10 protein-coding genes are annotated in these 12,282 nt (G+C 33.1%); 4 read left to right on the top strand and 6 right to left on the bottom strand.

The window, feature by feature from the left end:
* Positions 1–15: 15 nt before the first annotated feature.
* Both CQ046_RS02685 and CQ046_RS02680 read right to left on the bottom strand, forming a co-directional pair.
* Positions 16–573, bottom strand: coding sequence for an inorganic diphosphatase (locus tag CQ046_RS02685; protein ID WP_105700789.1), 558 nt, complete (start codon positions 571–573; stop codon positions 16–18).
* A gap of 90 nt (positions 574–663) precedes the next feature.
* Entirely contained in the window at positions 664–3,180 is a 2,517-nt protein-coding gene (locus CQ046_RS02680) for a cation-translocating P-type ATPase (protein WP_105700788.1), read from the bottom strand.
* Between the two features lie 145 nt (positions 3,181–3,325).
* Here CQ046_RS02680 and CQ046_RS23835 point away from each other — a divergent pair, with 145 nt between their 5' ends.
* The 3 genes from CQ046_RS23835 (at position 3,326) to CQ046_RS02670 (ending at position 4,513) form a co-directional block, all read left to right on the top strand.
* Entirely contained in the window at positions 3,326–3,505 is a 180-nt protein-coding gene (locus CQ046_RS23835; RefSeq protein ID WP_228406862.1) for a BON domain-containing protein, read from the top strand.
* A gap of 8 nt (positions 3,506–3,513) precedes the next feature.
* Positions 3,514–4,005 (top strand): BON domain-containing protein, encoded by a 492-nt coding sequence (locus CQ046_RS02675; protein ID WP_228406861.1) that lies wholly within the window; start codon positions 3,514–3,516, stop codon positions 4,003–4,005.
* Positions 4,006–4,156: 151 nt separating this feature from the next.
* Positions 4,157–4,513: a DUF6629 family protein gene (locus CQ046_RS02670; RefSeq protein WP_105700787.1), complete on the top strand. Its 357-nt coding sequence runs from the start codon at positions 4,157–4,159 to the stop codon at positions 4,511–4,513.
* Between the two features lie 574 nt (positions 4,514–5,087).
* On the opposite strand, the gene CQ046_RS02665 is transcribed toward CQ046_RS02670, so the two are convergent.
* The 3 genes from CQ046_RS02665 to CQ046_RS02655 form a co-directional block, all read right to left on the bottom strand.
* Positions 5,088–5,999, bottom strand: a complete 912-nt coding sequence (locus CQ046_RS02665) for a hypothetical protein (protein WP_105700786.1) — start codon at positions 5,997–5,999, stop codon at positions 5,088–5,090.
* Between the two features lie 10 nt (positions 6,000–6,009).
* Entirely contained in the window at positions 6,010–6,930 is a 921-nt protein-coding gene (locus tag CQ046_RS02660) for a hypothetical protein (protein ID WP_105700785.1), read from the bottom strand.
* Positions 6,931–7,450: 520 nt separating this feature from the next.
* Complete coding sequence (locus CQ046_RS02655; RefSeq protein WP_105700784.1) at positions 7,451–8,896, bottom strand: helix-turn-helix transcriptional regulator; 1,446 nt, start codon at positions 8,894–8,896, stop codon at positions 7,451–7,453.
* An 851-nt stretch (positions 8,897–9,747) separates the two neighbouring features.
* Between CQ046_RS02655 and CQ046_RS02650 the strand changes: the two genes are divergently transcribed.
* Complete coding sequence (locus tag CQ046_RS02650) at positions 9,748–11,043, top strand: NRAMP family divalent metal transporter (RefSeq protein WP_105700783.1); 1,296 nt, start codon at positions 9,748–9,750, stop codon at positions 11,041–11,043.
* A gap of 95 nt (positions 11,044–11,138) precedes the next feature.
* Here CQ046_RS02650 and CQ046_RS02645 read toward each other — a convergent pair whose 3' ends face one another.
* Positions 11,139–11,690 carry a CPBP family intramembrane glutamic endopeptidase gene (locus tag CQ046_RS02645; RefSeq protein ID WP_105700782.1) on the bottom strand — a complete coding sequence of 184 codons (552 nt, stop codon included), beginning with the start codon at positions 11,688–11,690 and terminating at the stop codon, positions 11,139–11,141.
* Positions 11,691–12,282: the final 592 nt, after the last annotated feature.

The following is a 12,282-nucleotide window of genomic DNA, read 5'->3' as shown; positions in this document are numbered from 1 at the left end:
AGAAATGAAATCAGGTTAAATATTTTTTATTTTAGGTTTGATTTCTTTGGCATACATCATTAAGCTTTCTTCAATACAGTTGAAAGCTTCTTTCTTATTTTTGAAACCAAATACCTGTACCGTTTTCCCTTCTAATTTTTTATATTCTTCAAAAAAATTCCGAATCTCATTAACTGTATAAGCCGGCAGTTCTTCAATATCATGGATATGCAGCATAGAAGAATCATTTTCAGCTATTGCTATTATTTTATGATCTTTTTTATCTTCGTCTATCATCTCCATTATTCCTATCACCCTCGCATTAACCAGAGTAAGGGGAACGAGGCTTTCCGAACATAGCACAAGAATATCCAACGGATCTCCATCACTGTAATAGGTCTGTGGTATGATCCCGTAATTGGCAGGATAATACATGGAAGATAAAAGAATCCTATCCAATCTTATTAATCCCGAGAGTTTGTCTATTTCATATTTTGTACGGCTGCCGGTGGGAATCTCAATAACTGCTGTAACTATTTGTGGCAGATGCTCTCCTGGTGAAACATCATGCCACGGATGTTGGTTTCCTATCATTATTTAAGTTTTAATTATTTATTTCTACTGTTCTTAATTTATTCCTATAAGTTTCAAGAATATAGTATTCTTAAGAATGGGTGGTAGTCACTATGCTTTTGCTTTTCCTATTCTTATTCTTCTTACATACTTATAAATCTCAAACCATAAAACAGAAACCGCTGCGATGAAAACAGTGAATCCCAATTCACCTATATTAAGTGCTGTTACCTTAAAGAATAGAGAGACAGGCTTTACGTATAATATTGCAAAAAGTAATCCCAGAACTAAGATGGAAATACCAATAAGCAAGGGATTACGGTTTCTGAAACTTTCCAACACACTATAAAAGAATGATCTGTTAACAAAACTCAGTAATATATTGGCAAAGATCAATGTACTGAATACCATTGCCCTTGTCTTGGCTTCATCACCTCCATTTTGAACGGTAAACTGATATACAAATAAAACTCCGAGGGTTATCACTACCCCCTGAATAAAGCTGATTCCTAGCTCACTCAAACTTAAAAAAGTATCTCCGATGGCTCGTGGCGGCTGCTTCATTGTGTTTTTTTCCATGGGCTCATTCTCATAAACAATAGAACAGGTCGGCCCCATCACTAATTCAAGGAAAATAACGTGAACCGGAGTAAATATGTGTGGAAATATCCATCCAAAAAACAGGGGCATAGAAACCGTCAGTATAATAGGAATATGAATGGAAATAATATACTGAACCGCCTTTTTAATATTGTTATAAATTCTCCTTCCTGCAGCAATTCCCACAATCAGTTTTTCTAAATCATCATTCGTTATAACCAATGCAGCGGCTGATTTGGCAATTTCGGTTCCTTTACTTCCCATGGCAACTCCAATATGCGCCGCTTTTAAGGCAGGGCCATCATTAACACCATCTCCAAGCATGGCTACCACTTCGCCTTTCTTTTTCAGCGCATGTACTATTGCAAGTTTCGCATCCGGAAACATCCTGGTAAATAAAGTAGTTTTTTCCGAGATTTCCATTAATGCTTCTTCAGTATTATTCATTATTTCACTACCATTGAGGGCAGGAGCCATGTTGATAATTCCTGCCTGTATTGCAATTGCTTTGGTTGTATCTTCATTATCTCCCGTTATAACCTTTACCTTAATACCGGCATCATAAATACTTTGAAAGACCTCTTCTATTCCTTTTTTAGGAGGATCATAAAATACAGTCAGCCCTAAAAATTCAAATACAAAATCCTGCTGTCTTTTGGGAAAATTGTTCCCTTCAAAATGTGACTTCGCAACTCCCAAAACGCGGTAACCTTGCTGTCCAAATGTTTTTATAATGTCCCTTATCTTTTCTTTCTCTGTCTCTGAAAGGCGGGAAACATTCAAAATTGCTTCCGGAGCTCCTTTTGCTGCAATAATTCTATCTTTATTTTCATTCTCAAAAAGATGAGTCATCATGGGTGGCTTGCCTTCAAGCGGATATTCATGAAACATTTTATATTCTTTTCGTAAATCATTCTTTTGAGTTTCGTCATACGTTTTATGCAGAGTGATTTCCATAGGGTCAAAAGGGACTGGTTCACTACTCCACATTGCATAATCAATAAGTTCACTTAAATTATTATTTTTAAATTCTTTTTCTTCATAAATTTTATCGGATAGGTAATTATATAAATGTTGAAGCTTCATCGAATTCTCAGTAATGGTTCCGGTTTTATCAGTACAGATAACGGTAGTACTTCCTAAAGTTTCTACAATACTGCTCCGCTTAATGATAATTCCCTCACGCATAAGCTTCCATGCTCCCAACGCCATAAAGGTTGTAAATGCTACAGGGATTTCCTCAGGTAATACAGACATTGCCAGGGTTAATCCACTAATAAGACTCGTTATGAGGTCTCCGGTTTTAATATAGCTGAAGATACAAACCATAAGAAAAATAATGATTCCAATAACAGCCATCCATTTTACAAACTTTCGGATCTGGATCTGTAACGGTGATATTTCTTCTTTTATATTCAATATAGATTCCCCAATTTTTCCTACACGGGTTTCTGAGCCTATTTTTTCAACTTTAAAAACCGCCAAACCTGAAACTGTAACTGTACCGCTATATACAAGATTGTCCTCGGATTTACGATCCTTAAAAACTGAAAAACTTTCGCCCGTAAGAGATGATTCATTCACAGAGAAATCATTGCTGTGCACAATCATTCCATCAGCATTTATATTCTTTCCTTCTTCAGTAACACATAAATCACCTACAACAATTTCATGGGTTGGAATTTCTATTATTTGCGAGTTTCTGATGACCTTACTTAAAGGTTCGTTCAGCTTCTCAAGTTCCTCCAGAGCTTTTTTACTGCGATTATCCTGATAAAAAGAAATAGCAGTTACCGCAACAATAGCCACAAACATAAAGGCAGCCTCACCATAATCCTCCACTATCACATAAATGACAGAAATAATGATAAGCAAGATCAGCATAGGTTCTTTTAAAATATTAATGACAAGATCAAACCATGTATTTTTATGGACCCCTTCCAAACGATTATATCCATTTCGTTGCCGGGAAGCTACCACTTCATCATGTGTAAGACCTGTAAGACCTTCGGGTATATTGTAAGACATAACAAATAAATAGGTTATCTAAAAATAAGCAATTATTATATACAAATTCAATTTCCCTTCTTGACCAGTATCAGGTTTCAATGTGATGTATATCATAGTGCTTTCTCCAAAGTTTCTGGAATTTTGATTAATAAATTACGTTATCATGAAGACAAATACAGAATTACAAAAAAATGTTCAGGATGCCATTAAAAGGGAACCATTACTACATGCAGCAGAAATAGGGGTGACCGCAAAAGACGGTGTCGTTGCCCTTACTGGGGTAGTTGATCATTATGCAAAAAAGATAGAAGCCGAAAATGCTAAAAAAAAGTTATTGGAGTAAAAATTTTAGTGGAAAACATTACCGTTAAATCTCCAGATTCCTTATCAAAAACTGATGATGAAATTGCTGAAGAGATTTTAAAAACTTTTAAATCCAATGCATTAATTCCAGAAAACAAAATCAAAGTAATTGTAGAAAATGGTCAGGTGACTTTAGAAGGTGAACTGCCATGGGATTATCAACGGGAAATTACTAAAAATGCAATCCGGTATCTACCAGGTGTAAAAGAGATCATCAATCATATTAAAATCACATCAGAAATAATGGATGATATCAAACAAAAAGATATTGAACATGCAATGAACATGAACTGGGCACTTTATAATAGTGATATTCACATCCAAGTATCCTGTGCTACAGTGATTTTAACAGGAACCGTAAATTCATGGTATCAAAAAGAAGAAGCCGGCCACATTGCATGGAAAACTCCAGGGATAAAACATGTAGATAATAGGCTATTGGTAGATTATGAATATTCAAACAATAGTTTATCATCCTAATTGTAAGACTTCAATTCCATCGAGATAACAGAATATTAAAAAATTACAGTGGACATTAACTTTATAACGCAAGGCAGCGCATCAATAACAAGTAAGTTTAATATTATTCTGTAAAAGAGTCACGAAAAATAACTTCTAAAATCCAAAGCAAATGTGTTTTTCAGCAATTTCAAGTTTTTCAGCAGGTATAGCACTCACGGCTGTTGGCATAGCATGTATAAAAAAAACACGCCATCCTTCACAACATCTTTTTGCATGTATTCCATTTATTTTTGGAGTCCAACAGCTAACAGAAGGAATACTTTGGTTAGCCCTTTCCCAGCAAGAACATATCATTATGCAACGGGCTGCAACTTTTATATTTCTATTTTTTGCAGAGATTCTATGGCCCGTTTGGGTACCTATTTCTCTTTTAATGTTTGAGGACAATGAGCCACGAAAAAAAGTACAGAAGATATTATTACATCGTGAGTATTTATTAGCGTATTGTCTTTTATCATATCATTAAGTATTAGAACAAATAAACACTTGTTGGTTCTGCCGAATAAATTTAATTCAAAACTACACTTTACTGATATGCTGCTTATTGTTTGATATTATAAAAAACCTTGATAAAGAATACCAAGGTTCAGCAAACTAATTATAATTGGTTAAAACCAAAAAAAAAATTCAAAGTATTATCCCTTTCTTAATTAACTTAAAATTAACATAAACCTCCGGTTCTTGCTGCAGATGCACTTCTGGAAGTCCCTGTATTTGTTATTTTTGTCTGCCGAAATATCAGCATAACATCAGCTGGTGCTACAATACCATTCACCGAAGATCTCACTGCATTAATTAATATCTATCGGGGAAATATCATTTTCCATGCAAAGGAAGACTAATCCTCCAAATAAATATTGCAATTGGTAATATATAAGGAATTCAGAAGGTAAAATATGAATAGAATTACTCTTTTTTCTAAATTCTGTATTTAAAAACTCCTGCTTCTGTTCTCTGGATAGAGTAAAGTTGCAGGAGTTCCTGGGAATAGTTTTTCTTTATTTTTGTTTTTAGAATCTTGAAGTGTGATTTTAGCCCATCTAAAGTTTGGTGACAATTAAGTAACCATAATTATCACTTCCATTTGGAATATTCATTTGACACGTTTGTGTATTATAGCTGTCTCCTCCAGCATAATTAACAAACAACGCCACTTTTTCATTTACTGCCGTACTTTGATAAGCAATAATAAGCTTCTGTGGATTAGCATACGCATAACTGCTGACATGAATTCCTCCTGTCCCATTTCTTCGAGCAACCGCATAATCTCTGAAAATTGTATTGGTAGAATAAACTGAACTTCCATTACTGGCTGTAGCAAATATGGTATTGATAGCAATTTGACCAGTATTAGATGATGTTGTTGGCAGTCCGGTACAAAATGCCGTCTGATACATCTCAAAAAGATATACACCAGGTTCGGGAATCGTTAGATAACTTATATTGCTGGCAGATTGTGAATTGACAGTTCCCGAAACATCTGTTCCGAATCCAAAACCTGTTGTATTACCTTGAACATCTCCTCCTGCAGGAAAAGGAATATTGGTATACATATTTGTATTATAAAGCGAAAAGTTACCAAAGGATGAACTGCGTTTAAAGTAAAAATACTGAATTGTTGCAGGCTTAACCTTAGCAGCACCACTAGCATCAACAGCAAGAGGACTGTAAGGAGAAGACAAAACAGGCAGATTTTCATGTTTCACCTCAGTTTTTACATGCAGTAAATCAGTCGGTAGAGATGTACCTGTATTAATTCCTAGGTACCCATTATTTTGGAGTTTAAATAATTCTGATCCGTCTGAGTTATTAATTTCCAGAGCTTTAGTTGTCAAATCATTTCCTTTTGAAATAATATCTAATGTTGCTGAAGGATTACTGGTATTGATACCCACCTGCCCCCAAACTTCAGCACTGACTGAAGTTAAAATTATTAAAAATATCTTTTTCATAATTAGTGAATCATAATTTGGAAATATTCATTGTTATTTTATTGGATAAACCAGGAGGAGTAGCAAAGGCACACACATTTGTGGGAAAGCTATCACCAAAACCATAATTTACAAAAAGGGCAATTTTTTCATTTGCTGCTGTAGTTTCAAATATTAGAAAAACAGTGTGGGGAAGTGGAAAATTATAAGGGCCGGCAATTACCGCACCGGTATCATTTCTTCTGGGTAAACCATTGTAACGGACTACTGCTAACCTATTGTAGCTCGTACTAGCTGAAGATGCTTTGAATAGAGCTGTTCCTATTCCCAACATCCCATTGGATGAATCAGTAGGACTTCCAGTGCAATTGGTATAGTAATTTAAATTTATTTTATAAACCCCAGGTTCCGGAAAAGTGATATATCTTACATTTGAGGATGAAATTACGGTACTGTTAACATTTAAAGAGGCAGAAGCATCAGTACCAAATCCAGTATTAATAGTATTGGTAACAGCCTGTGCAGAAGTAAGAGGGATATTGGTATAAACACCAGTATCTGAAAGTGGGAAACCAGAAGTAGTAACTGTTGACGCCATTGCCATATAAAGATATTTAGTAGGCTCTGGAACGTAGGTTCCAACTGTACCATCATCCTTGATAGCAAGAGGCGATAAACTTCCGGAAACAATAGGTAGGTTTTCATATCTTACACTTCCGTTGGTATGCAGTTTTGCAGTAGGAGTAGAAACATTGATACCGACATTTCCATTATCAAGAATTGTCAGGAGTTCTGTTCCATTGGAATTACTTACTTCAAGTGCTTTAGTTGTATTTGTATTTCCCTTAGATCTAATATCTAACATGGCACTAGGAGTTACCTCATTAATACCAACTTGTGCAAGTGTAGTAGCTGACAATAATATACTTGCAAAAAATACTGTTTTTTTCATATATGCTGTTTTAGAGTTTGTAAAATATGGGATATAAAAAAGTAAATCTATCTTGGTCTATTTATATAAAAATATTATAGAATAGATATGGAAAAAGGAACCTAATGACATGTTTACATTTTCTTGCCAAATGTATTGTAATATCACAAAAAGATCTGCACTGCATTTGCACTGCAATGAATAAATAACTGAATATGTAAAATTTACACTTAAGCCATTGAATACTTTCTTTTCAAATTGTAAGGATTAATTCAATAGAAGGAATACCCCAAACTACATAATTGCAGCAGTAAGGTTACAAATTAATACATTGTATGATCGAAATATAGTTTCTACAAAATATGAAATAGATAAGTATATACTGAATATTTTATGAAGCAATATAATCTATCTCAGTCTGAGTAGACCAAAAGTAATGCGGGAAGCATCGGTAAAACGTTTAGTCAAAAACTGATCTTGCCTAAGATACAATTCTTCATACAGTTTTACACGTGAGACATGAACCGTTGCATTGATAAAATTAATGTTCCAAAATCCATTTATTAAAATCTATCTCCTTTGGTAGCTCAAGTTTCTTTCTTAGCCTGTATTTTTTAGATTCAACAGTCCTTAGTGATATATGGTCATAATCAGCAATTTGCTTATTGGAAAAGTTTAATTTGATAAAAGCACATAATCTTAAATCATTTAAAGTAAGATGATTATACTTCGAAGTTAGATTATTACAAAATTCCGGATACAATTCCCTAAAACGATTCATAAAAGAAGGATCAGCATTTTTTACAAGTTGAATCAGTTCATCATGGACATTGCTAAGCTTTTTTCTGAGTTCTTGAGATTCCTGCACTTTTTGATCTATTAAAAAATCTTTTAGCTTTTCTCGTTTTTTTAACTCATCACGAATCAAGTAAATAGCTACGATACTCATGATTAAAATACTTATAATAATATAGTAAAAATAATATTTATTACCCTTTTCTTTTTTCAACTCCTCATCAAGAATTTTTTCAATTACAATGTTGGTAACAGTTTCTTCCTCAGTTCTTAGACTATCACGTAGCTGAGAGTACTTCAATACAAATTCTTGTTCTTTTTCCTTATCATTAAGTCCTTTATAAGCTTCAGAAATTAATTCATATGATTCCAAATTTCTTTTTCGTAGATTGGCTTTACTAGTAATTTTTAATGAATTAAACAGATAACTCAACGCTTTATCATAATGTTTTTTTTTGATGTTGAGTTTGCCGAAGGCCCGCAAGACATTAGCCTTTCCTTCGATGGGAATCTCTTTTACCAACAATAAGTCATTAGCTTTATTAATAAAAAATTCAGCTGAATCAATATTTTGTTTTTGAAAATGTCTGTTGGCAATAGTTATAAACAGCATGGGCATTGGAGACTGCATGCACTTTTTTTCATTACTATATACTGAATCCATCATCCCTAACACCTGAAAGCTATTTCTTTTCCAATCATAGATATTATATAATCTCTTCTCTCTCGTCTTTTTATCTTCGATTCTTTGTGCATATTCAAATGCAACATCAAAACTTCTTATTGCTTGTGAATGCATATGAAGTGAATTATAATTGACTCCATAGACAAAATATAGGTACTCTAAAAGATTATTATCCTGATCTTTGTCGAGCTCTTTTTTAGCAATTTCTAAAAAATCTAGACTCGTTTTGTTTTTCTTAAATACAGTCAGAGCATAAGCAATATTAATGTTCCCTCTTATTTTTCCTTTTTTATAGTTCTGTTTCCTAGCTACTTCAAGATACTTTCTTTCTTGCAAAATTATTTTTTTAAAATCACCATTTCTTAAAAGTCTGCCAAAAGCCTCTGTCTGCAAACTATCAATTTCATGTATCTTGGATTGTGACTTATACTCTAAAAAAGAAAAAATGATACCTAAAAAAAATACTTTTCTAAAATAAATCATACCAATAAATAAAGTTGAATTCATACCTTACAAAATTGTTTTTCCTCCATTTATTGATAAGGAATGTTTATCCAGTACTGTTGATTCTGAACAATATTTATAGTTACTAATAGAAGATAGTATTATTTTTTTCATACACTTTTTGACCTTAAATATATAATGTTTTACTTTGTTTTCAATTCATATTATTCTATTCATTAAAAAAATATTATAAATTAATTTTATTCTAAATAATGATGATTTTAAATTATTTTTTTTTAATAATAAAAATTAACAAATCACAAGTATATTGGGGTATACATAAAATGTTAAAAAGTAAATTCCATCAATTCTTCTTATTAAGGATATATAGCAGCATCCTTTATACATTATCTTATGTGTGAGCTGTTATTTTAAAATGCAGTATCAACAATATATATCCAAGTTCTTTTGCTCTATGATGTAAACAATATAATCTTCAATTAGGTAATAATTTAGAAAGGGTACAGCATAAGATTCGCATGGACACTTGATACATAACATTCCACAGACTAAACATTATAGAATAAAAAGCAAAGTTTTACTTCTGACACATCATTATATGTTTTTAGAATCGACTATTCTGTCTGCTAAATGTCTGCAGAGAAAATATCATTCCTATACAGGAGCAGTTCAATCTGAGCCGCGGCTATTTCAATTACCATACATGAAAAATTCTTTCTTTGAAAAATTTACCTCAGAGATCAAATAAAAAGATTGTTATGGACATCGGGAAGGTCTTCTCAACTATGAAAGAGCTATTTTGCTATATAAAATTAAGGACTGCGATTTGCTATAAAAAATATACCAATTAATTCTCTTTAATAGTATATTGTATCCCTAAAAACTATTTAATTATGTCCGCTAAGCATAATGTTCAAAACCAAAGCAAAAAAATCAAAAAATTTTTCGGACTACTAGGTCCTGGACTGACAACAGGGGCTGCTGATGATGATCCTTCGGGAATTGCTACATACTCCCAGACCGGGGCTCAATTCGGTTATGGGCAGCTATGGACCGCACTCTATATGCTCCCATTTATGACTGCAGTACAGGAAGCCTGTGCAAGAATAGGAATGGTTACTGGTAAAGGATTAACAGGAGTTATCAAAGAGCATTATAGTAAAAAAATACTCTATAGTTCTGTAGGATTGGTTGTCATTGCTAATACAATTAATATAGGAGCGGATATCGGAGCCATGGCGGCGGCGGCACAATTAATTATTCCTGCTGATATTGTTGTACTAATGTTGTTTTTTACTGTTAGCATACTTACTTTGGAGGTTTTCACCAGTTATCGCGTATATTCAAAAGTTCTCAAATGGCTGGCATTATCACTCCTTGCCTACCCTCTTACAGCTTTCATGATTGATCAGCCGTGGAAAGAAATATTAAAAGCCTCTATGGTTCCTCATTTTGAATTTTCTTTCAATTTTCTGTTCATAATCACTGGTGTATTTGGGACGACGATTACGCCCTATATGTTCTTTTGGCAAGCATCTCAAGAAGTGGAAGAAGAAAATAAAAGAGGTCTGATTCAAGATGGAAAACCCAGAATCGGGTGGCGTCATATTCATGCGATGAGAAAAGATAATAATATAGGCATGATTATCTCTGAATTTACTACATGGTGTATTATTTTGGTCGGAGGAACCGTTTTACACAGCGCTCATATAACAGATATTAATACTGCCGCTGATGCAGCTAAGGCTTTAGAACCTTTAGTTCAATCATTTCCAAATTCCGGATTGATATCAAAAATTATATTTGCAATTGGTATCATTGGCTTGGGACTTCTTGCTGTTCCAGTTCTATCAGGATCAGCATCTTATGCAGTTTCGGAAGCTCTCAACTGGAATGCAAGTTTAGATCTTAAATTTACAAAAGCAAAAGGCTTTTATATGGTCATTATTATCTCTACACTTATTGGCCTGTGCATGAATTTTATTGGAATTAATCCAGTGAAAGCCCTTGTTTACACAGCAGTTCTCAATGGTGTAGCTGCCGTACCTCTCTTGTTTCTGATTATCCGGATATCTGCAAGTGAAAATATTATGGGAGAATTTAAAAGTAAGTGGTTATCAAAAAGTTTATTATGGGCAACATTTTTTTTTATGGCGGCGGCAGCAGTTGCAATGTTTTTTACGATCTAAATAGATCAGTAAATACTTCAGTAAATAATGAAACCGCTAATATTGACCATTTTTGTATAATTAGATACTAAATTTACATCTGCAAGATCTGAGTATCATATTGAGTTATATCTTTTTTGAGATTTGATTAATTGAGAAACTGTTAGAATTCCCAATAGCATAACTACAATGTAAGCAGCATAGGAAACAATTTCGCCTTGCCTACCATTTTCCTTAGAAACTACTTCAACAAATAACATCCAATGTAGTAAGTTCCATGCAAAATGTAATCCTGTAGACAGGGCTATATTTCCAGTCTTTAATGTAGCAATACCAAAAAGTACAGCTCCTAATCCAGCTCCTAATATTGAGTTTTTTAACGTTGAACCGCCGATTATATGCTCTGCTATAAATATTACAGTAACACAAACCATACTTACTACTGGTCCAATTTTATCATTCAACCGCCATAACATATACGTTCTAAAGACTAGCTCTTCCCTAATAGCTACAAAGAAGAAAAGTGGAATATATAAAGCCAGTTGATGAAATTGAAATATAGAAGACCGTTGAAAATCTATACGGGTTAAATTTGTAATAATTAAAGTCATCACCGTTACCATCAGCATCCCGATACAAATCCCCCAAAAAAAATTTTGAAATATCATTTTTCTTAAAACAGAGACCTATACGATTCAATGAAATCTTATCCCGATGCGTGAATATATAGATCAATCCGGCTGTTAATAAAGTTGCCATTACTAATGAAAATAATTCAGGGAAACTAATGGTTTTACAAATTGCGTTTGAAATTGCAAAGAGCACCATACTACAGAGATGAAATAGAATTACTTTAAAATAAATAGAAGCACTTCTCATTGTATTAATTTAAGTTATTTAAATCTATAAAACCACTGAAAATCAACCAACTATTCACGATCTAATTTAGAGTCCATTTTCAAATTAGAACTAAAACCCTTTCTTTCTTGTTATCTTAATATTTATGTTCATTTAAAATGCTAAAATCAAAGATGACAGATTACTTGAAACCAACAAAAAAATAAGCACTCTATAACATTTTTAACTTTCTATTGTTGGTGGTTAGCCTTTTCGAAACACTATTGGAATTATCCCTATACTCTTTATAAAATATTTATTAAGGTGGCTGGTATTTGTAAATCCGTCATAAAAATTAAATATGTCTTATATCTTCGCTGTTACAAATAATTTACAAAAGTTTATTATTTCATTCCTGGTAAT

The organism is Chryseobacterium sp. MYb7, from assembly GCF_002979455.1.
Taxonomy (GTDB): domain Bacteria; phylum Bacteroidota; class Bacteroidia; order Flavobacteriales; family Weeksellaceae; genus Chryseobacterium.
The sequence above is the reverse complement of the archived record's forward strand: the minus strand, read 5'-3'. Positions and strand labels throughout refer to the sequence as shown.

Coding starts and splice junctions, on each gene's coding strand:
- CQ046_RS02680 (WP_105700788.1), bottom strand. CDS start 3,180: ATGTCTTACAATATACCCGAAGGTCTTACAGGTCTTACACATGATGAA.
- CQ046_RS02670 (WP_105700787.1), top strand. CDS start 4,157: ATGTGTTTTTCAGCAATTTCAAGTTTTTCAGCAGGTATAGCACTCACG.
- CQ046_RS02660 (WP_105700785.1), bottom strand. CDS start 6,930: ATGAAAAAAACAGTATTTTTTGCAAGTATATTATTGTCAGCTACTACA.
- CQ046_RS02665 (WP_105700786.1), bottom strand. CDS start 5,999: ATGAAAAAGATATTTTTAATAATTTTAACTTCAGTCAGTGCTGAAGTT.
- CQ046_RS02650 (WP_105700783.1), top strand. CDS start 9,748: ATGTCCGCTAAGCATAATGTTCAAAACCAAAGCAAAAAAATCAAAAAA.
- CQ046_RS23835 (WP_228406862.1), top strand. CDS start 3,326: ATGAAGACAAATACAGAATTACAAAAAAATGTTCAGGATGCCATTAAA.
- CQ046_RS02685 (WP_105700789.1), bottom strand. CDS start 573: ATGATAGGAAACCAACATCCGTGGCATGATGTTTCACCAGGAGAGCAT.
- CQ046_RS02655 (WP_105700784.1), bottom strand. CDS start 8,896: ATGAATTCAACTTTATTTATTGGTATGATTTATTTTAGAAAAGTATTT.
- CQ046_RS02645 (WP_105700782.1), bottom strand. CDS start 11,690: ATGATATTTCAAAATTTTTTTTGGGGGATTTGTATCGGGATGCTGATG.